The organism is Chitinophaga sp. 10T418, assembly GCF_056394125.1.
Window position 1 is genome coordinate 343,057 of sequence record NZ_JBFTHG010000001.1, and the last position, 20,536, is coordinate 363,592.

General features: G+C 44.0%; 18 protein-coding genes. 9 read left to right on the forward strand and 9 right to left on the reverse strand.

The window, feature by feature from the left end:
* Positions 1-6: 6 nt before the first annotated feature.
* Together AC1DCV_RS01410 and AC1DCV_RS01415 are read left to right on the forward strand one after the other, a co-directional pair.
* On the forward strand, positions 7-696 hold the full coding sequence (locus tag AC1DCV_RS01410) for a DedA family protein (protein WP_477021508.1): 690 nt from the start codon (positions 7-9) through the stop codon (positions 694-696).
* A gap of 81 nt (positions 697-777) precedes the next feature.
* The gene (locus tag AC1DCV_RS01415) at positions 778-2,013 is read left to right on the forward strand and encodes an MFS transporter (RefSeq protein WP_441572584.1); all 1,236 of its coding nucleotides are present in this window, start codon (positions 778-780) and stop codon (positions 2,011-2,013) included.
* Here the strand turns inward: AC1DCV_RS01415 and AC1DCV_RS01420 are convergent.
* The 3 genes from AC1DCV_RS01420 to AC1DCV_RS01430 form a co-directional block, all read right to left on the reverse strand.
* Positions 2,010-2,471: a MarR family winged helix-turn-helix transcriptional regulator gene (locus AC1DCV_RS01420; RefSeq protein WP_477021509.1), complete on the reverse strand. Its 462-nt coding sequence runs from the start codon at positions 2,469-2,471 to the stop codon at positions 2,010-2,012. The two genes, AC1DCV_RS01415 and AC1DCV_RS01420, sit on opposite strands and share 4 nt — an antisense overlap.
* 266 nt (positions 2,472-2,737) lie before the next feature.
* Positions 2,738-3,679: a malate dehydrogenase gene (mdh, locus tag AC1DCV_RS01425; protein ID WP_441572582.1), complete on the reverse strand. Its 942-nt coding sequence runs from the start codon at positions 3,677-3,679 to the stop codon at positions 2,738-2,740.
* A 98-nt stretch (positions 3,680-3,777) separates the two neighbouring features.
* Entirely contained in the window at positions 3,778-4,236 is a 459-nt protein-coding gene (locus AC1DCV_RS01430; protein ID WP_477021510.1) for a peroxiredoxin family protein, read from the reverse strand.
* Positions 4,237-4,471: 235 nt separating this feature from the next.
* Here AC1DCV_RS01430 and efp point away from each other — a divergent pair, with 235 nt between their 5' ends.
* From efp to accC, 3 genes are all read left to right on the forward strand, one after another.
* On the forward strand, positions 4,472-5,038 hold the full coding sequence (gene efp, locus AC1DCV_RS01435) for an elongation factor P (protein ID WP_133808683.1): 567 nt from the start codon (positions 4,472-4,474) through the stop codon (positions 5,036-5,038).
* Between the two features lie 129 nt (positions 5,039-5,167).
* Positions 5,168-5,644 (forward strand): acetyl-CoA carboxylase biotin carboxyl carrier protein, encoded by a 477-nt coding sequence (accB, locus tag AC1DCV_RS01440; RefSeq protein WP_477021511.1) that lies wholly within the window; start codon positions 5,168-5,170, stop codon positions 5,642-5,644.
* Positions 5,645-5,766: 122 nt separating this feature from the next.
* The gene (accC, locus tag AC1DCV_RS01445; RefSeq protein WP_477021512.1) at positions 5,767-7,104 is read left to right on the forward strand and encodes an acetyl-CoA carboxylase biotin carboxylase subunit; all 1,338 of its coding nucleotides are present in this window, start codon (positions 5,767-5,769) and stop codon (positions 7,102-7,104) included.
* An 80-nt stretch (positions 7,105-7,184) separates the two neighbouring features.
* On the opposite strand, the gene AC1DCV_RS01450 is transcribed toward accC, so the two are convergent.
* From AC1DCV_RS01450 to AC1DCV_RS01460, 3 genes are all read right to left on the reverse strand, one after another.
* Complete coding sequence (locus AC1DCV_RS01450) at positions 7,185-8,003, reverse strand: hypothetical protein (RefSeq protein ID WP_477021513.1); 819 nt, start codon at positions 8,001-8,003, stop codon at positions 7,185-7,187.
* A 145-nt stretch (positions 8,004-8,148) separates the two neighbouring features.
* Positions 8,149-8,316 carry a hypothetical protein gene (locus AC1DCV_RS01455; RefSeq protein ID WP_477021514.1) on the reverse strand — a complete coding sequence of 56 codons (168 nt, stop codon included), beginning with the start codon at positions 8,314-8,316 and terminating at the stop codon, positions 8,149-8,151.
* A gap of 187 nt (positions 8,317-8,503) precedes the next feature.
* Positions 8,504-10,693, reverse strand: a complete 2,190-nt coding sequence (locus AC1DCV_RS01460; RefSeq protein WP_477021515.1) for a glutamine synthetase III family protein — start codon at positions 10,691-10,693, stop codon at positions 8,504-8,506.
* Between the two features lie 291 nt (positions 10,694-10,984).
* Here AC1DCV_RS01460 and purL point away from each other — a divergent pair, with 291 nt between their 5' ends.
* On the forward strand, positions 10,985-13,213 hold the full coding sequence (gene purL / locus AC1DCV_RS01465; protein WP_477021516.1) for a phosphoribosylformylglycinamidine synthase subunit PurL: 2,229 nt from the start codon (positions 10,985-10,987) through the stop codon (positions 13,211-13,213).
* A 137-nt stretch (positions 13,214-13,350) separates the two neighbouring features.
* Here the strand turns inward: purL and AC1DCV_RS01470 are convergent, their stop codons facing one another.
* Entirely contained in the window at positions 13,351-14,424 is a 1,074-nt protein-coding gene (locus tag AC1DCV_RS01470; protein ID WP_477021517.1) for a PepSY-associated TM helix domain-containing protein, read from the reverse strand.
* Positions 14,425-15,057: 633 nt separating this feature from the next.
* On the reverse strand, positions 15,058-16,299 hold the full coding sequence (locus AC1DCV_RS01475) for an aminotransferase class I/II-fold pyridoxal phosphate-dependent enzyme (protein WP_477021518.1): 1,242 nt from the start codon (positions 16,297-16,299) through the stop codon (positions 15,058-15,060).
* Positions 16,300-16,473: 174 nt separating this feature from the next.
* On the opposite strand from AC1DCV_RS01475, the gene pafA reads away from it, so the two are divergent.
* The 3 genes from pafA (at position 16,474) to AC1DCV_RS01490 (ending at position 19,669) form a co-directional block, all read left to right on the forward strand.
* Positions 16,474-18,141 carry an alkaline phosphatase PafA gene (gene pafA, locus AC1DCV_RS01480; RefSeq protein WP_477021519.1) on the forward strand — a complete coding sequence of 556 codons (1,668 nt, stop codon included), beginning with the start codon at positions 16,474-16,476 and terminating at the stop codon, positions 18,139-18,141.
* 51 nt (positions 18,142-18,192) lie between these two features.
* Entirely contained in the window at positions 18,193-18,972 is a 780-nt protein-coding gene (locus AC1DCV_RS01485) for an enoyl-CoA hydratase/isomerase family protein (RefSeq protein ID WP_477021520.1), read from the forward strand.
* 79 nt (positions 18,973-19,051) lie between these two features.
* Positions 19,052-19,669 (forward strand): hypothetical protein, encoded by a 618-nt coding sequence (locus AC1DCV_RS01490; protein ID WP_477021521.1) that lies wholly within the window; start codon positions 19,052-19,054, stop codon positions 19,667-19,669.
* Positions 19,670-20,060: 391 nt separating this feature from the next.
* On the opposite strand, the gene AC1DCV_RS01495 is transcribed toward AC1DCV_RS01490, so the two are convergent.
* Complete coding sequence (locus tag AC1DCV_RS01495) at positions 20,061-20,480, reverse strand: hypothetical protein (protein ID WP_477021522.1); 420 nt, start codon at positions 20,478-20,480, stop codon at positions 20,061-20,063.
* Between the last annotated feature and the right edge of the window lie 56 nt (positions 20,481-20,536).

The following is a 20,536-nucleotide window of genomic DNA, read 5'->3' on the forward strand; positions in this document are numbered from 1 at the left end:
ACTAGCATGGACCAGATTATTGAGTTTTTTAAACACCTCATTAATCCCTCGTGGATTATTGAACATGGTGGCCTTTACCTGTTACTGGCGATTATTTTCGCAGAAACCGGTTTATTTATTGGTTTCTTTCTGCCGGGAGAMTCCCTGCTCTTTGTGGCAGGTATCTACAGCGAAGACCTTTGCCGCAGCTTCTTTGATCTGCCCTTTGTAGTCATTATGTTCCTTATAGCCACCGCTGGTGTGCTGGGTAATATGGTAGGTTTTTGGTTTGGTAAAAAATCCGGCCCATTATTATTTAAGAAGAAAGACACTTTCTTTTTCAAAAAGAAACACCTGCATCAGGCCCATGAGTTTTTTGTAAAGTATGGCGGCGGCGCAATTTTCTTCGCCCGCTTTCTGCCTATCATCCGTACCTTTGCCCCTATAGTAGCGGGTATTGTGGGGATGGAAGCAAGAAAATTTATGTTCTTTAATATCATCGGGTCTTTCGCCTGGGTATTTTCCATGATGCTGGCAGGTCATTACCTGGACAAATTGTTCCCTAATCTGAAAGATCACCTGGAGCTGATTATCCTGGTAATAGTATTGATCACCACTTTACCGGTATTGATTAAAGTGATTTTCGGAAAGGTGAAACATCAGCATGTACACGAAGAACACAAGGAAACAACAGAAAAAACAGATTCTCCATTATAATTTTTTATATCTTTAAAAGGGCCTTGAAAAAGGCCCTTTTTTTTATTTATTCCCGTTATTATTATCGTCAACCAAATTAAAATGAAAACCGACAATCGTCCTGTTTCTATTTTCAACATAGCCGTAATAGTGGCTTCACTGGGCTATTTCGTGGATATCTACGATCTTTTGCTGTTTACCATTGTGAGAGTACCGAGTTTAAAATCACTGGGATTGCCCCAGAGTGAAATTGACGCGGGTGCAGGTATGTTACTGATTAATATCCAGATGATTGGTCTGCTCGTAGGTGGTATTTTCTGGGGTATTATCGGAGATAAAAAAGGTCGTTTAAGTGTATTGTTTGGATCCATCCTGATTTATTCTGTTGCAAATATTGCCAATGGTTTTGTGCATGGGATCAATGGATACATGCTATGGCGCTTTGTTGCCGGCTTTGGTTTGGCAGGGGAGCTGGGCGCAGGTATTACGCTGGTATCAGAAATACTACCCAAAGAAAAAAGGGGATACGGCACCATGATAGTGGCAACTGTAGGCGTTTCCGGCGCGGTAGCTGCCAACCTGATTGCAAAACTGGTGGGCGACTGGCGTATTTGTTATTTTATAGGAGGTGGACTGGGACTGGCTTTGCTGGTGTTGCGGGTAAGTGTGATGGAGTCGCATATGTTCAATGCGGTAAGGGCGTCTGCTGCCTCCAGGGGTAGTTTTATGGCGTTGTTTACCAATAAGGAGCGCTTTATTAAATACCTGAAATGTATGCTGCTGGGCACTCCTACCTGGTTTGTGGTAGGTATACTCATTGCGTTTTCCAATAAGTTTGCTACGGTGATGAATGTTAAGGGCGCTATCAGTCCGGGGGATGCGGTGGCATTTTGCTATGCAGGCCTGGTATTGGGCGACTTCACCACAGGCTTTCTCAGCCAGGTATGGCGAAGCCGCCGCAAGGTCATGTTATTGTTCCTGGTATTAACAGGGGTGATGGTGACTGTATATTTAAACCTGCATGGAGTGGAAACCTGGGTGTTTTATACGGTATGTTTTATACTTGGTTTCAGTGTAGGTTTCTGGGCTATTTTTGTGACCATAGCAGCAGAAAGTTTTGGTACCAATCTGCGGGCTACCGTGGCGACTACGGTTCCCAATTTTGCCAGGGGGATGCTTCCATTAATATCTTTTCTGTTTATAAAAGTGAACAACTATTTTTCTTACTTGCAGAGTGGGGCTATTGTGGCGGTTATCTGCATTGGTATTGCACTGATTACTGCCTGGAAAGTAGAGGAAACGTTTGGTAAAGATCTGAACTACCTGGAAGAAATTTAGTGATAGCTATCCAGCATTTTGTCCAGCAGCTTATTCAGCTGTATGACTTCTTTGTCGTTTAATGATTTAAGGGTATTGTCCAGCTGCGTAATTTCGACATCGATATCTGCGAGCAGTTGGAGCCCTTTGTCATTGATGCGAACGTCTACCGCACGCCTGTCCATTTCACTGCTTTTACGTTCTATGAGGTCGGCTTTCCGGAGCCTTTCCACGAGGCGGGATACATCGCTCATTTTGTCCAGCATTCTTTCTTTCAGCACATTGATATTAGCGGCTTTGGGATGTTGGCCGCGGAGTATGCGCAGTATGTTATACTGCTGCATGGTAATACCGTATTGCTTAAAGAATTGCTGATGACGGGACGTTATCCAGTTACCGACAAAAATAAGGCTGATCATGCCCCGTTGATTTTCATTTTCAAAAGTTTTCTGCGTAATCAGTTTTTCCAGGTTAGACATACATTGAGAGTTAAACCAAATTTGATGAAACGATTTGGAAGTGTTTCATTTATACTGCTTTAGCCGCATACAGGGCTGGGGTAAAATTACGAATAAAAACAGAAACCGGGGATCTTGTCTTGCTCCTGATTATTGTTTTTTATTTGATTTTGGAAGATGAGAAAAGATTAGCGGAGATAGATGGGAAAAGTCCACATCGGTCTCCGCTAATCTTTTAAATGGTATTGTACAAAATCAGGATCATCCTGTGTAAGAAAAAAGTTCGTTTATGCGGTAGCCGACTGCATATTATCCAGTACGTCCATCACTTCTTTTACATGTTGGGCAGAGGTATTGAGTAATGCTTTTTCAGCTTCATTGAGTTGCAGTTCAATGATTTTTTCTATACCGTTTTTACCTAGTACTACAGGAACACCCAGGTAAATATCTTTCAGACCATACTGACCGGATAACCAGGCGCATACAGGGAAAATACGTTTTTCATTTTTCACGATGGCTTCTACCATTTGAGCGGCAGCAGCACCGGGAGCATACCAGGCGGAAGTGCCCAGCAGGTTTACGATTTCACCGCCACCTACTTTAGTACGCTGAATAATGGCTTCCAGTTTATCCTGGGCTACCAGTTCTGTTACCGGGATGCCGCCTACGGTTGTATAGCGTGGCAAAGGCACCATGGTATCGCCGTGGCCACCCATGAGTATCGCCTGTATATCTTTCGGAGAACAGCCTATTTCTTCTGCCAGGAAAGCGCGGTAACGGGCAGTATCCAGTATACCGGCCATGCCGAATACTTTGCTGCTGTCTTTTTTGGCAGTGAGGTAACTGCAATAAGTCATTACATCCAGCGGGTTGCTCACAATAATGATGATAGCATCCGGAGAATGTTTGGTAATATTTTCAGTAACCGATTTCACAATATTGGCATTGGTAGAAATCAGGTCATCTCTGCTCATTCCAGGTTTGCGGGGAAGTCCTGAAGTAATAACTACCACATCGCTGTTCGCGGTTTTGGTGTAATCACTGGTCACCCCGGTAATTTTGGTACTGTAATAATCAATGGGAGCCTGCTGCCATGTGTCCAGGGCCTTACCTTCAGCCGTTCCTTCCTTAATATCCAATAAAACCACCTCCTGCAGAAAATCTTTGTGGGCCAGTACGTTGGCACACGTTGCGCCTACATTCCCGGCTCCTACTACTGTAACTTTCATTTTGTCTATAGCTTTAAAAGTGAAGAATGATTGTGATTAAACAAATGTAATGATTCGGCTTTAGAATAACCGGCCGGGCAGACACATTTTCACAAGGATTATTTATTCAGATAAAACAGCAAAGAATCTACCTTGGCCGTTCCCTCAAAACCCTTTACAAACTGTTGTTTCTTGTCATATATGTATAAACCAGGGAAGTAATGGAGGTCATAAAAATACATGATCTGCCGGGTAGGTTCGCTGGCCATAATGATGTTTGGATAGTCTTTAATTTTATACTGATCGTAATATTCCTTCATTTGTTCCACCTTAAAAGGGGTAACCATGAGGATTTGTGTTTTTTTGAACTTGCTGATGTTTTTCAACACTTCTTCTGTCAGGTGCTTACAGTGATCGCAATCTACGCTGAACACAAACAGCATGGTTTTCTCGTTCCGCTTGAGATCGTTTTTAGTGATAGAATGGCCATCGGTAAGCATAAGAGGGAAAGCTGGTATGATCGGATACTGTAAATATGGTGGTTTTGTGGGTGGATTAGTGGCAGTTTGAGCCTTCAAAAACACAGGTAAACAGCTTAAAATAACGAAAAACACGTAGCGCATACTTATAAAAGTTTCTTGATTTGAGTTTAAATTTACCGGATAAATGTCATTTATTGAATAAAAAAGACGAAAATTGGGCCGAAAAGGGACTAATCTCTCTAATTTTGGGAATTAGTTGCTTGTTCATATGCGAAAATTTTTACTTTTGCAATCCGTATAAATTTTTAACTTAAAATCAGTAACCTAATTTATGGCTACCACCGCAGATATCAGAACAGGATTAATAATCAAGCTGGATAACAGTTTGTATTCTGTTGTAGAGTTTGGTCAGAACAAAACCGCCCGTGCAGCCGCAAAGGTTTGGGCTAAATTGAAAGGCGTTGACAATAGCCGTTCCATAGAGCACACCTGGAACTCAGGTGATACCATCTATCCCATCCGCATTGAAAAGAAAGCTTTCCAGTATTTATATAAAGATGATACCGGCTACAACTTCATGGACAATGAAACGTTTGAGCAGATTGCTATGCCGGAAACAGCCATTGATGCGCCACAGTTCCTGAAAGAAGGGCAGGAAGTAAGTGTGCAGATCAACACAGAAACTGAGCAATACATGGCAGTGGAATTGCCTGATAAAATTGTTGTATTGGTTACCTATTCTGAGCCTGGTGTTAAAGGTGATACGGCTACCCGTACCCTGAAACCAGCTACTGTTGAAACCGGAGCTACCGTAATGGTGCCACTGTTTGTGGATGAAGGAGAATTGATCCGTGTGAACACAAAGAATGGCGAGTACATCGAAAGAGTAAAAGCATAAATCATTTGGAGTGCTGATTTTTTGGAGAGGAATTTTGTTTCTGAGGGGTATTCTTTCTGAAACGAAATTCCTGACCGCGTAAATCAGTCATCCATCATATTCTATATTTCTAAACCAAAAACTGTCTACATGGACTTTAAACAGATTCAGGAACTGGTAAAAATGATCAACAAATCAAATATCAGTGAACTGAGCATTGAACAGGACAAGTTTAAGATTACAATAAAGCAGAAGGATAACGAAGTACAGCAGGTAATCACTGTTCCTGCAACCATGGCACCTGTACAGGCGGCCGCCGCTGTAGCTCCTGCAGCAGTAGCCACCACCGCAGCACCGGCAGCTACACCAGCTCCTGTTAAAGCGGACAACCTGGTTACCATCAAATCTCCCATGATTGGTACCTTCTACCGCAGCGCCGGTCCGGACAAAGCCGCTTTCGTAAATGTTGGCGACGAAGTTACTTCCGGCAAAGTAGTGTGCATCATCGAAGCAATGAAGTTATTCAACGAAATAGAGAGTGAAGTAAGTGGTAAAATCGTGAAAGTACTGGTAGATGATGCATCTCCGGTGGAATATGATCAACCTTTATTCTTAGTTGAACCGTAATAATAGACATTAGCTTTTAGCTGTTAGCCTTTGGCCTTCCATAACCGGAATACTAAAGGCGCTAACAGCTAACAGCTAGTGGCTAACAGCTAAAAGCTATTATCAACTTATTAAGGAAAACAATGTTCAAAAAAATATTGATTGCCAACCGTGGTGAAATTGCCCTTCGGATTATCCGTACCTGTAAGGAAATGGGTATCAAAACGGTGGCAGTTTATTCTACAGCAGATAAAGACAGTCTGCATGTGAAATTTGCCGATGAAGCAGTATGCATAGGCAAACCACAAAGCACTGAGTCTTATCTGAACATCCCTCACCTGATGGCGGCTGCTGAAATCACCAATGCAGACGCTATCCACCCTGGATACGGCTTCCTGGCAGAAAATGCCCGTTTCGCTGAAATCTGTGGTGAACATGGTATTAAGTTTATCGGCCCCACTCCGGAAATGATCCGCAGAATGGGCGATAAGATGACTGCCAAGGAAACCATGATTGCTGCCGGTGTACCGGTAATTCCAGGATCTGAAGGATTACTCCAGAGCGTGGAAGAAGCCAAAACAATCGCCAGAAGCATGGGCCTCCCGGTAATCATCAAAGCTACTGCCGGTGGTGGTGGTAAAGGTATGCGCGTGGTATGGGATGAGAGTGAGCTTGAAACCGCCTACAACATGGCTAAGAATGAAGCCCGTGCCTCTTTCAGTAATGATGGTATCTACATGGAGAAATTCGTGGAAGAACCCCGTCATATCGAAATTCAGGTAGCAGGTGATCAATACGGCAAAGTATGTCATCTCAGTGAAAGGGATTGCTCTATTCAGCGTCGTCACCAGAAGCTGGTAGAAGAATCTCCTTCTCCGTTTATGACACCTGAACTGCGTGAGAAAATGGGTGAAGCAGCTATCAAGGCCGCCAGTGCTATCAACTACGAAAGTGTTGGTACCATTGAGTTCCTGGTAGATAAACACCGTAATTTCTACTTCATGGAAATGAATACACGTATCCAGGTAGAACACGGGGTAACAGAAGAAGTCATCAACTTCGACCTGGTAAAAGAACAGATCAAGATTGCTGCAGGTATTCCTATCTCCGGAAAAAATTATACACCACAGATGCATGCCATCGAGTGTCGTATCAATGCCGAAGATCCTTACAACGATTTCCGTCCTTCTCCGGGTAAAATTACTACACTGCATATTCCTGGTGGTCATGGTGTTCGGGTTGATTCCCACATCTACGCCGGTTATGTCATTCCTCCTTATTACGATTCCATGGTAGCGAAAATTATTACCATGGCGCAAACCCGCGAAGAAGCCATCAATACGATGGAACGCGCGCTGAGCGAGTTCGTGATCGAAGGTGTTAAAACAACTATTCCTTTCCATCAGCAGCTGATGCGCGATGAAAACTTCCGTAAAGGTAACTTTACCACCAAGTTTACTGAGACGTTCAAGCTGGTATAACGGTAACGGATATACTATTTAAAAAAGGCCTCCTGATCAGGAGGCCTTTTTTATGTTTTTTACATCCCGGGAAGAAGGGTTTATTTATGTCCGTACACGATTTCAAAACTTCTGAGTGAGTTTAAGAGGAAGACAAGGCCATTGTATTTGCCGCCGGTAGCGGTAACGTGTATCGGTAATCCGTACTTGTTATAGGAATCAGCCACAAAAGCATTGTTTTTACTGTAATCGAGATCTATCAGTTGCCATACCGGGTGTAACTGGTGTGGATTCACTTTGTCATCATACACCGGAAATACATCTGAGGATGATACGGTGTTATCCGGAAATTGAATCATTGTATTAATCTTATAGGCATTGCCGGATGAATTGTAAAAATAGTGGGTGGTCCATATTTCAGAAAAGGTAGTACCAGGAAAACGTTGCTCTGCTACATTGGTAATCCTGTCCTGGTTATCGTAAGTGTATTTTCTGACGGAAGAATAACGGGCGTCAAGAAGCGTAAGCGTATTTCTGTCGTAACGACCGAAATAAAAAATGCTGTCCGTCACAACTCTCTTTTTTTGATCGCATAGATACTTATGCGCTACTTCATAGCCGGGATTGCCATCATAATAGGCGCCAATCAGCACCCTGAGCCTATGCTGTGCGTCATACCCAAACAGTGACTGGGGATAGCCTGTGCTGATGTGCTGGCCGGCTACCTGGATAGGATCATGCTGGCCGTTATAGGTGATGCGGATGGTATCTATCCAGTCGGCGGTGCTTTCTCCTGTTATCCGGGTGATTTCATAGTGTTGAGGATTGGGTATAATAATCGGGGGCTTCACACAATGGCTAAACAACGCTACAAACAGTAAGGTAATGGCACTATGTACCAGGGAATTGTTCTTTTTCATGTTAGAAAATGTGTTGGTTAAAAAAAGTGGTTAACGGGGTGTGTCCGGAGATAGGAAGGGATGTAAAAAAGTTTTGGTTGAATTAGGGGCAGGGGATTTTGTTGTGGATGATATTGTCCCGGAAGGCCAGGGAAATATCATGCAGTTAGTTAGAATAATTTATAGTCAGGTTGCTGTAATCATACAACTGGAATTTAGTGGTGAGGGCAGTTATCGGGGCCGGTAATTCTGAGGCTATTTTGGTGCAACTTGTCAGGTTACCCGCAAAACAGATTCCAATGGTAGTTACTGCCAGTGTTACGTATCTTTTCATAAGTAAAAATTTAACTGGTATTTAAGGGTGAAACATACCAGGGTTAAGGGTGCTACAATAATTTTGCTACAGCAATAATGGGGGCGATCGGGAAATAGGTTAAACTGAATCTAAGGAGAAATATTAACAAAACAAAGCCCCGGATGAAAATCCGGGGCTAATCATACACCAAAACAATCTTACGGTTTTATCGCAAGAAAAGCAGCTCTCTGTATTTAGGCAGTGCCCATTTTTTGTCATCCACCAGGAACTCCAGTTTATCGGAGTGGTAGCGGATTACATCAAAGTACGGCTTAATCTTTTCACAGTAGTCAATCGCTTTCTGACGGCTGTCGGTGAGCTTGTTAGCTACCTTACGCGCCTCGATCATAGCCTGTACATTTTCACTAATGGCATTAATATGTTCAGCTATTTTAGCAGCAATTTGTGTTTGAGCTTTAACAGCATCATCGCCTAAACCAATTTCTTTCAGTCCGCGGATGTTAGTTACCAGGTCATTTACATAACTGATAGCTGACGGCAGGATAGTGTTGGTAGCGAGGTCGCCGATAACGCGGGCTTCGATCTGCACTTTCTTCACATAATCTTCGAGTAGTATTTCGTGGCGTGCGTGCAGTTCTTTTTCGTTGTAAACGCCGGTATCTGTATAAAGTTTGGCAGCTTTAGCAGTCACCATAGCATCCAGTGCTTTTGGTGTGGTTTTAACGTTAGCTAAACCTCTTCTTTCTGCTTCTTTTTCCCACTCTTCACTGTAGCCATCGCCTTCGAACAGTATTTTTTCCGAATCTACAATATATTTCCGAAGAGTTTGCATAATGGCAATCTCTTTTTTCTCGCCTTTTTCGATCAGACCATCTACTTCAACTTTGAAGTCAGTCAGTGTTTTTGCAACGATAGTATTCAATACAGTCATAGCAGAAGCACAGTTGGCAGAGGAACCTACGGCGCGGAATTCAAACTTGTTGCCGGTGAAAGCAAAAGGAGAAGTACGGTTACGGTCAGTGTTGTCCAGCAGCAGTTCCGGAATGTGACGGTGCAGGTCCAGTTTCAGGATCGCTTCGTCTTGTTCGTCGAACTTGTTGTTAACACGGTTTTTCACTTCCTGCAGTACATCAAACAGGTATTTACCTGAGAATACAGAGATAATAGCAGGAGGCGCTTCGTTGGCACCTAAGCGGAAGTCATTGCTGGGAGAAGCAATAGCAGCTCTCATCAGATCAGCATAGTCATGAACCGCTTTAATGGTGTTTACAAAGAAAGTGAGGAACATCAGGTTGGTCTTCGGTGTTTTACCGGGAGCCAGCAGGTTTACACCAGTATCGGTAGACATGCTCCAGTTGTTGTGTTTACCGGAACCGTTGATGCCTGCAAAAGGTTTCTCGTGCAGTAACACTTTCAGTTTGTGACGTTTAGCCACTTTATTCATTACATCCATCAACAGAGAGTTGTGATCTACTGCGATGTTTACTTCTTCAAATATAGGAGCACACTCAAACTGAGAAGGTGCTACTTCATTATGACGCGTTCTTAAAGGAATCCCCAGTTTGTAAGATTCTACTTCGAAATCGCGCATGTAAGCGTAAGCACGCTCAGGGATAGCACCGAAGTAATGATCTTCCAGCTGCTGACCTTTGGAAGGAGCGTGACCAACTACGGTACGACCAGTCATGATCAGATCAGGACGGGCGTTAGCCATTGTTTCGTCTACCAGGAAGTATTCCTGTTCCCAACCCAGGGTACCAGTTACTTTAGTAACGTTCTTATCGAAATAGTTACATACGTCTACTGCAGCTTTGTCCATAGCAGCCAGTGCTTTCAGCAATGGCGCTTTGTAATCCAGAGATTCGCCGGTGTAGGCAACAAAGATAGTAGGTATGCAGAGTGTTTTACCATAACCCTGTTCCAGGATGAAAGCAGGAGAGGAAGGATCCCAGGCAGTGTAGCCGCGGGCTTCGAAGGTAGCTCTCAAACCACCGTTAGGGAAACTGGAAGCATCTGGTTCCTGTTGTACCAGTGCATCTCCATCAAAAGTTTCCAATGCAGTACCATCACCTTTCAGCGTGAAAAATGAATCGTGCTTTTCTGCGGTAGTGCCGGTCAATGGCTGAAACCAGTGTGTGTAGTGAGTCACACCTTTTTTCATCGCCCATGCTTTCATGCCTGAAGCGATCTGCTCGGACATCTTACGTTCCAGCTTGGTGCCATTTTTAACAGAGTTCATCAGGCTCTTATAAGCCTCATCGCTCAGATATTCCCGAACAACTTTACCAGAGAAAACATTGCTGCCAAATACATCGGTAATTTTACCGTTATGTTCGGTGAGAGTGGAGTCTACGCCAGCTAATCCTTCCAGCGCTTTGAAACGTAACGATTGCATGCTGTAAATTATTTTACACAAAAGAACGCATCCGTAGCTATAAATGCAAATAAATTGTTCATTTTAACTGAAAAATTACATTTAGGGCTTTAAAAGAGCTGTTTTTTTGCTGTTTCGTTAAATATTTATACTTCACTTGTCTTTAATCTGATGAATTTAAAAATTACTAATATGATGTAGTGAGGTTAAAAATTTGCCATTTGAAGCCAGGCGGCAACCTCTTGGCATTTGCAGGAAAAACATGTACTTTTGCGACTTCTTTTAAATTACTCGTTTTTTATACTTAAATACATGCAAACCACCGTAGAAATTGCTGAACAGCTAGGACTTACCGCTGACGAGTTTGAACGAATTATATCCATTTTAGGCCGTACCCCCAACTTTACAGAATTAAGTATGTATTCTGTAATGTGGAGTGAGCACTGCTCTTACAAAAATTCAATCGTTTGGCTGAAATCCCTGCCCCGCGATGGTGACAGGCTGCTGGTAAAAGCAGGAGAAGAAAATGCCGGTCTGGTAGATATTGGTGATGGCTACGCGGTTGTATTTAAAATAGAGTCGCATAACCACCCATCCGCTATCGAACCTTTCCAGGGCGCTGCAACAGGTGTTGGTGGTATTCACCGCGATATCTTTACAATGGGCGCTCGTCCTATCGCTGCACTCAACTCACTGCGCTTCGGTAATATTAATGATAAGAAAACACAACACCTGGTAAAAGGTATTGTACATGGTATAGGCCACTACGGTAACTGCTTCGGCGTTCCTACTGTAGGTGGTGAAGTTTATTTCGAAGACTGCTACGGTACTAACCCACTGGTAAACGCATTCAGCGCCGGTATCGTAAAAGTAGGTCAAACCGTTTCCGCTACTTCTTATGGTGAAGGTAACCCTGTTTTTATCGTAGGTTCTGCTACCGGAAAAGATGGTATCGGTGGTGCTTCTTTCGCTTCTGCCAATATCACAGAAGACAGCGCGGAAGATTTACCTGCTGTTCAGGTAGGCGATCCTTTCCAGGAAAAGAAATTACTGGAAGCCTGTCTGGAAATCATCAAAACAAACGCCATCATCGGTATGCAGGATATGGGCGCAGCCGGTATTACCTGCTCCACTGCAGAAATGAGCGCTAAAGGCGAACACGGTATGAAGATCTGGTTAGATAAAGTACCTACCCGCCAGAAAGATATGAAAGGATGGGAAATGCTGCTGAGCGAAAGCCAGGAACGCATGCTGATCGTTGTGAAGAAAGGCGAAGAAAAACCAGTACTCGATATCTTCGAAAAATGGGACCTGCACTGCGTACAAATCGGTGAAGTAACCAAAGATAAAAACCTGAAGTTCTATATGAACGGCGAACTGGAAGCAGACGTTCCTGCTGAAAGTATGGTACTGGGTGGCGGCGCTCCCCAATATCACCGCGCTTATACTGAACCAGCTTATTTCGCTAAAATTAAAGCATTTAATATCCACAACATTCCTGATACAGAGCACCCGCATTTTGTAGCAGAAAGAATGGTGGCCCTGCCTAACATCGCTTCCAAACGCTGGATCTATAACCAGTACGATAGCATGGTAGGTACTGCAAATGCCAGCACCAATGCACCAAGCGATGCAGCCATCGTATTGGTAAAACCAACCAGGAAAGCTTTGGCAATGACTACCGACTGTAATGGTCGCTATGTTTTTGCTGATCCTCATAAAGGCGGACAGATCGCAGTAGCAGAAGCTGCCCGTAACATCGTTTGCTCCGGTGGAGAACCAGTTGCTATTACCAACTGCCTGAACTTCGGTAACCCTTACGATCCGGAAGTTTACTACCAGTTTGTACACGCAGTACAAGGTATGGGCGAAGCCTGCCGCAAGTTTAACACACCTGTTACCGGTGGTAACGTAAGCTTCTACAACCAGTCTCCTGATGGTCCGGTATACCCAACACCAACCATTGGTATGGTGGGTATTCTCGATAGCCTGGATCAGCGCATCACCCTTGATTTCAAGGAAGAAGGCCACCTGGTATACCTGGTAGGTCGCAGCCGCAACGATATCAACAGCTCCGAATACCTGCACAAAATCATTGGTATAGAATATAGCCCTGCACCGCATTTCAACCTCGATGAAGAATTGCATGTACACCAGGCCATCACTAAACTGAATAAAGCAGGACTCATCCGCTCTGCACACGATGTGAGCGATGGTGGTTTATTCGTTACGCTGCTGGAAAGCGCTATGCCTGCAGGAAAAGGATTTGAACTGACTACCAATAACAAATTCCGTAAAGATGCCTACCTGTTCGGTGAAAGCCAGAGCCGTGTAGTGGTAACCGTTAGACCGGAAGATAAAGAGAAGTTCGAAGCACTGATGCATGGTCTGGTGGACGCTTCTGATACTTCCGTACGTTACGAGAAACTGGGCGTTGTTACCGGCGAGCACATCAAAGTAAACGGTGAAGACTGGGGTAATGTAAGCACCTGGAAGAAATCATACGACACCGCTATTGAAGAACATCTGCGTAAAGCGTAAAGCATAAAGTTAAAAGCAAAAAGCTATTGAGGCGATTGATTAAAGCGAATATATATTCTACGCTTTAATCAATCGCCTCAATAGCTTTTTGCTTCTGCCTTCAGCTCAAGTTAAGCCTGGCATTACTGCCTTTGATATTAAACCCTGTTGTGTACTTTAATAATATATTTTCTGCGATACCAGATCAGGAAACCGGAAACAGATAATACGCCCGGGGTTAAAGCAAGGAGTGAATAAATGATTTTTAATGCAATACCGCCGTAATTACCGAAGTGAAGTGGCGCTATACAGGCGTTGAATTTATCGCCAAAGGAGGCTTTACTGAAATTCACTGTTTTTTTAATGTTGCCGTTGGCATCTATAAATACAGAAGAGGAATACTCACCAAAGAAAGCTGATTCGTGTGCATGTCCCAGTATTCTGAGGGGATCGCCTGCTTTCTTGGGTGGGCGTACTCCCATTATTTCGAAGCCGGGTATACTGGCTTTTGCTTTTTCCAGGAGTGGTTCATAATCACCGGTAAAAGGAACGGCTTCAAAACTGGCTTTGGGATTTTTCCGGGAGTCCAGCACTTTCAGTTCCATCATAAAGCCGGTAAAGGAAATCAGCAGGTTAAACAGTAGTGCCCATACACCGAGGATGCGGTGCAGGTTCCGCCAGCGCCGGGTGCGGTTCTTCCATTCCAGTTTTACCCGGAAAATGAGCACTTTGACAATGGCATTCCGGTAAATAAATATGCCGGTGAGAACGGACAAAAATAGCGCTATTGCGGCAATGAGGACGATCGTAGCCCCTGTTTTACCACTCAGGAGGGTGAAATGCAGGTATAGCACATAGCCCGTTAAATGGTCTGTATTGGAGTATTGCTGTAATATTTTGCCGGTATATGGATTCAGGAAGACGTATACTTTATGATCTGCTGCATATTCGGCCCTCAGCACGATGCTTTCGTTGGCCGCCTGTGGTAGTCTTACGAAAAAGAGGTAGGGATTACCGGGAAGTGCCTGCCGGGCGTCCTGCATCAGCTCCTGTAGTGGACTGGATTGTGCTTCGGGGGTAACGTGGTAGGCGTTGGCATACTGCGCATGGTCTATTTCATCACTGAAAACCAGCATACTGCCGGTAATACTTAACAGCAGCAGCAGGACACCGGCTATTAAACCCATAATCCGGTGTATCCGGAAAAACTGTTTACTCCATTGAAGTTTCAATTCCTATCGTTTAATGATCCCTTTATCAGTTAACAGCAGCATTGCCCGGACGTGGTGGTCAACGAATGTGCTATAGACGCAGTCCGGGGCCCGGCTTTTACCAGCCATAATGGTTAAAGGCCTGAGTATGTATTGCTTCCGCCGCAAAGTTATCGCGCTAATGGTGGGAAGCGCTTACGCAAAAGGGAATTTTTTTGATCATATTAGGAAAAAACGGGCCTTTTTACATTTGAGTGATATATTACCGCAGTGTTAATCTTTAACAAGCTGTTAACAAAATCCAACGGATGTGTTATAGAATTTGCTGAAATCTCCCMTATTTTTGATAAGCATCAATGAAAAGACATACCGAATTAAAATAAAGCATATTTTATAAATTATTTGGAATCACTTGGTTATTCCAATTTCTATGAAAACCATTTGTTCTCTACCATGTCCTGATGAAATCTAATGAAAAATTACACCTAGTGAAAGAACGATTTGAAGTAAGGGCTGAGTAAAATCAGCCCTTTTGTTTTTTAGCCCTTTATTGACTTACCTTATTGCTATGACCCCTCTGGCCTTTTCCCATTTTAAATAGAAAAGCCTTCCTGAAGAGCAGGAAGGCTTTTAATATTATGATTGGTGTGACTGTTATACCATTGGGATTTCAGCAACCTCGTAAACTTTTTCATCCAGTTTAGCCTTGGTTTCGCTGAATGCCTGGAGAGTGAGCTCAATATCCTCATAGCTGTGTGCAGCTGTAGGAATCAGGCGGTAAATGATCTGTCCTTTAGGAATAACCGGGTATACCACGATAGAGCAGAAAATGTTATAGTTTTCGCGGAGATCCAGGCACATAGCAGTAGCTTCCGGAATGTCGCCCTGCAGGTAAATCGGCGTTACCGGTGAATTGGTTCTGCCAATGTTGAATCCACGTTCTTTCAATCCGTTCTGCAGTTTATTCACATTATCCCACAGTTTCGCTTTCATTTCAGGATGCTGACGCATCAGCTGCACACGTTTCAGGTGTCCGATAACGATAGGTAAAGGAATGGATTTAGCGAAGATCTGTGAGCGCATGTTATAGCGCAGGAAGTTGATGATTTGTTTTTCGCCGCTGATGAAAGCACCGATAGAAGCACCGGATTTTGCGAAGGTATTGAACAGCAGATCGATCTGGTCCTGTACGCCTTGCTCTTCGCCGGTACCAGCACCGGTTTTACCCATTGTGCCAAAGCCGTGCGCATCATCTACGAGTAAACGGAACTCATATTTAGATTTAAAAGAAGCAATTTCCTTCAGTTTACCCTGGTCACCGGCCATACCGAATACGCCTTCTGTTACCACGAGGATACCACCGCCCTGGGTTTTGGCCAGTTCAGTTGCACGCTTCATCTGTTTGTCGAAATCTTCCATATCGTTATGCTTGAACACATAACGTTTGCCGGGATGCAGGCGTAAACCATCCAGGATACTGGCATGGCATTCTGCATCATATACAATTACGTCTCTGCGGCCCACGATGGCGTCAATAGCGCTCATGATACCCTGGTAGCCGTAGTTTAATAAAGTAGTAGCTTCTTTGCCCATGTAGTCGGACAATTCGTTTTCCAGCTGCTCATGGTAGTTGGTGTTACCACTCATCATACGCGCTCCCATTGGAGACGCCATTCCGTAGTCGGCGGCAGCCTGAGCGTCGGTAGCACGTACTTCCGGGTGGTTGGCTAAACCCAGATAGTTGTTAAGGCTCCAGACAATTTTTTCATTGCCCCGGAAATTCATGCGGGGGCCTATTTCTCCTTCCAGTTTAGGAAATGCGAAATAGCCATGGGCTCTGTCTGAATGTTCCCCGATAGGGCCCAGATGTTTCAGCAGTTTCTCGAAAATATCCATACGATATATTATGTAATGGTTAATTCATTCCATTTAAAATGGACACAAAGGTATTAAAATATTACTTTTTGTAAACTTGGTTTACATTTGGCGCGTCTCCGAAAACAAATTATTTGCTAGGCAGCAACGCCTTATGTCGTTGTATTACAGTGATTTTTAAATATTTACGATCTGATGAAATTTACACATTTCCTGACCGCGGTTCTCTTGTTTTCCGCAACAGCTACCAGGGCGCAAAAAGCGACCTCTCCCAAACCTTTTAACCATCCCGCTGCTTCCAAAACCACCAAAATGTCTGCCAGACCTAAGTTGGTAGTGGGCGTGGTGGTAGACCAGATGCGCTGGGACTACCTTTACCGCTACGGTAACCGCTATGGCGCGGGTGGATTTAAAAGATTGCTGCAGGAAGGCTTTTCCTGTGAAAATACCCTGATCAACTATACCCCTACTATAACGGCCTGTGGCCATACCTGCGTATACACCGGCTCTGTTCCTGCTATCCATGGCATTATCGGCAACACCTGGTATAATCCCGAACTGGGCCGAACCATGTATTGCGCCGAAGATACAACTGTTAGCACAGTTGGCAGCAATTCTGCTGCAGGTAAAATGAGTCCGCGTAATATGCTGGTCACTACCATCGGTGATGAACTCCGGTTATCCAATAATTTTCAGAGCAAAGTAGTAGGCGTAGCGATCAAAGACCGTGGCGCCATTTTGCCCGCCGGACACAGTGCCAACGCGGCTTTCTGGTATGATGGCAGCACTGGTAACTGGGTGAGCAGCAGCTATTATATGAAAGAGTTGCCGGTATGGGCGCAGGAATTTAATAAACAGCAATTCCCGCAGCAATATCTCAGTAAACCCTGGACTACCCTGTACCCGGTATCTACCTATACCCTCAGTACAGCGGATGAAAAACCCTATGAAGGCAAATATAAAAATGCCACCAATACTTCATTCCCGCATAACCTGAGCGATATTTCAAACTCCGCTATTTCAGCTTCTCCTTTTGGCAATACCATGACCCTGGAGTTTGCTAAAAAGGCCCTGGAAGCCTATGATATGGGCAAAGGTAATGTCACCGATTTTCTGGCGGTGAGTCTTTCTTCCACGGATTATGTAGGTCATCAGTTTGGGCCTAATTCCGTAGAAATTGAAGATACTTATCTGCGCCTGGACCAGGATCTGGCCACGCTTTTCAAGTACCTGGATGCTAAGGTAGGCAAGGGACAATATCTCTTTTTTATTACCGCAGATCATGGGGTAGCACATGTACCAGGTTTTATGGAAGAAAACAAGCTGCCTGGTGGTACCTGGGATGAACCGGCTGCCATAAAGGATCTCAATGACCTGGTGGCTGCTAAGTTTGGTGTAAAAGGAGCCATAAAAGGATCCGATAACTACCAGTTGTGGCTGGATCATGACGGCATTGCGCAGGCAGGGAAAAGTGAAGCCGATATCCGGCAGCTGATCATTGCCCGCTTGCTGAAATCACCGGCTATCGCCAAAGCTTTTCCCATCGAAAACCTGATGACGACTACTTTACCAGAGCCAATGCGTACGATGTTGTCTAATGGTTTTAACACCAAAAGAAGTGGTGATATCCAGGTGATATTAACCCCTGGCTATATTGATGGCGGCAAAACCGGTACTACACACGGTTTGTGGTATCCTTATGACGCACATATTCCGCTGGTATGGATGGGTTGGGGTATTCATCCCGGCAAAACCAACCGTACCGTTGGTATGACAGATATTACACCTACGCTGGCTGCATTATTACATATTCAGATGCCCAGTGGTAATGTAGGGCAGGTAATACAGGAGATTACCCATTAAATTTTTTTTGCTTAGATTGCCATAAACAAGGTTGTTTTTAATTCTTTGTTTATGGCTTTTTCTTTTTTACAATATACTGTAGCGGATCGTATGGCTACCATCGCTTTAAATCGTCCTGAAAAGCGGAATGCGCTGAACGGCCAGCTAGTAGCGGAGTTACGGGAGGCCTTTCGGGCTGCAGAAGCGGATGAGGCGGTGAAAGTGATCATTTTGAAGGGAAATGGCGAAGCATTTTGTGCCGGCGCCGACCTGGAGTACTTGCAGCAACTACAAAAAAATACCTATGAAGAAAATCTCACTGATTCCCGGGAACTGATGCGGTTATTCCGGGAGATTTACGACCTTGATAAGATTGTAATTGCCCAGGTGGAAGGACACGCGATTGCCGGGGGCTGTGGGTTAGTTACCCTTTGTGACCTGAGTTACGCTGTACCGGAAGCCTTGCTGGGCTATACCGAAGTGAAGATTGGCTTTATTCCTGCGCTGGTGGCGGTTTTTCTGGTTCGTAAAATAGGAGAGGGCAGGTCCCGCGAATTGCTGTTGACCGGGAAACTGGTAACGGCAGAAAAAGCAGCTACGGATGGCCTGATCACTGCGGTGGTACCTGCAGCAGAAATTAATACCTATGTAGCTAAAGTGGCTGGCAGCCTTTGTAAGGAGGCTTCCGCCAACTCACTGAAAGTAACCAAAAAACTGATTGGCACAGTGTTGGACTTACCATTAAAGGAAGGGTTGCTGCATGCATCAGCATTGAATGCAGAAACCCGTGGACACGATGACTGTAAACGCGGTATCGCCGCTTTTTTAAATAAAGAAAAGTTTACCTGGTAGTTAGTTTATCAACCATAACTATACCGCCATTCAACTAATACACCACACTATGTCATACCGGTTGTTATTAACTTTTATCTTGGCATGTTGCGCGGGCTCTTTACTGGCGCAGCGCACCGTTTCAGATGCGAAAATTATTTACAAGATGGAGCTGCCACCAGAGCAGCTGCAAATGGATGCCATGCTGGAAGGCAGTACTTTTACCCAATACATGCGTGGGCCACTGAGCAGGATAGATATGAATTTCAATATCGTTCATTATACCTATCTCATTAACAGCAAAACAGAAACCATGACCACGCTGATTGACCAGCATGGCAATAAATACCTGATCCGGGCTGGTAAAGACCAGTACAACAAGGATCTGAAACAATATGAGAATATCCAGTTTAAGGATCAGTCAGATACCAAGGAGATCGCAGGGTATACCTGTAGAAAGGCGATTGGCACCATGCCGGATGGCCAGACTTTCGAGGTATTTTATGCCACTGATCTGATACCGGAAAACAAACAATATAACCGTCGTTTTGTGAATTTGAAGGGTATTCCCCTGGAGTTTGAAATTTTGACCAAAACCGGTGCTAAAACGCGCGTAATTGCCACCAAAGTAGATTTGTATCCGATTCCTGCTTCTTATTTTGATGTGCCTAAAACAGGCTATAAAGAGGTAAGTCAGGAAGAGTTGAAGAATATGTAGTTTTTTGTCTTTGTCCAGGATTATCCTGATTTAGATAAATTTCCAGATTTTTTACTTGATTTTATAAGATTAGCGAAGATAGATGAGGGACATCCGCATCGATCTTCGCTAATTTTTTTAATTCCTGGGAATGGATCAAGTTGAAAACCAAGGGGATAGTGTAAAATCATGATAGTCACATTACCTTTTCAGTATGTAGGCTATATCGATCCTATACTAAGAACAGGCTATGCACATATAGTAGCAGTGCAGCAGAGGTGGACTTGAGGTGGACTTGAGGTGGACTTGATGGCGTCCGGATATAATCATCTGGTCCCAAAAAAAGAGCCGGTTAAAAAGCTGTATAACTTTTTAACCGGCCCATATTGTAATTGAAGAAACGTAAAGTTTATTACCCTTTCTTGAGTGGCAGAATAATCTGCAATTTCTGAAAGTTCATGTTTCCGGGTGGTTGTGATTGCACCTGGACATTAGAAGGAACAATATAAGTAACGTTACCCTTAGTATAGGTCATGACCGCTTTAAGGTTGATTACGTTATTGGTACTATTGACATTGTTGGTATTAAACTTAAAGTCTGAGCTGAAAGTACCGGAGTAGCGGTAAGCTGCGTCCAGGCTCAGGTTGGTTTTAGGCATAGCAGTATTCAACACAAAGTGTTGACTGTCAGCCGTTTTTTTCGACTTGTCTTTGTCGTTATCGGAGGGCAAAAAGCTATTATTCGCCAGGGCATTGAGAGCAAAAAACGCCATAGCGCCCGCCAACAAGCAAGACAATGAAAAAGTGCGTGATATGTATGTTTTCGCTTTCATTGTAACACAAATGTACAAACTTTTTGATATATTATATAACATATTCTTAACGCAAG

Bases quoted from the DNA above. Each gene is read 5' to 3' on its own strand.
- efp (WP_133808683.1), top strand. From the start codon at position 4,472: ATGGCTACCACCGCAGATATCAGAACAGGATTAATAATCAAGCTGGAT.
- AC1DCV_RS01495 (WP_477021522.1), bottom strand. From the start codon at position 20,480: ATGAAAGCGAAAACATACATATCACGCACTTTTTCATTGTCTTGCTTG.
- accC (WP_477021512.1), top strand. From the start codon at position 5,767: ATGTTCAAAAAAATATTGATTGCCAACCGTGGTGAAATTGCCCTTCGG.
- AC1DCV_RS01415 (WP_441572584.1), top strand. From the start codon at position 778: ATGAAAACCGACAATCGTCCTGTTTCTATTTTCAACATAGCCGTAATA.
- pafA (WP_477021519.1), top strand. From the start codon at position 16,474: ATGAAATTTACACATTTCCTGACCGCGGTTCTCTTGTTTTCCGCAACA.
- AC1DCV_RS01485 (WP_477021520.1), top strand. From the start codon at position 18,193: ATGGCTTTTTCTTTTTTACAATATACTGTAGCGGATCGTATGGCTACC.
- accB (WP_477021511.1), top strand. From the start codon at position 5,168: ATGGACTTTAAACAGATTCAGGAACTGGTAAAAATGATCAACAAATCA.
- AC1DCV_RS01475 (WP_477021518.1), bottom strand. From the start codon at position 16,299: ATGGATATTTTCGAGAAACTGCTGAAACATCTGGGCCCTATCGGGGAA.
- AC1DCV_RS01460 (WP_477021515.1), bottom strand. From the start codon at position 10,693: ATGCAATCGTTACGTTTCAAAGCGCTGGAAGGATTAGCTGGCGTAGAC.
- purL (WP_477021516.1), top strand. From the start codon at position 10,985: ATGCAAACCACCGTAGAAATTGCTGAACAGCTAGGACTTACCGCTGAC.
- AC1DCV_RS01450 (WP_477021513.1), bottom strand. From the start codon at position 8,003: ATGAAAAAGAACAATTCCCTGGTACATAGTGCCATTACCTTACTGTTT.
- mdh (WP_441572582.1), bottom strand. From the start codon at position 3,679: ATGAAAGTTACAGTAGTAGGAGCCGGGAATGTAGGCGCAACGTGTGCC.
- AC1DCV_RS01455 (WP_477021514.1), bottom strand. From the start codon at position 8,316: ATGAAAAGATACGTAACACTGGCAGTAACTACCATTGGAATCTGTTTT.
- AC1DCV_RS01420 (WP_477021509.1), bottom strand. From the start codon at position 2,471: ATGTCTAACCTGGAAAAACTGATTACGCAGAAAACTTTTGAAAATGAA.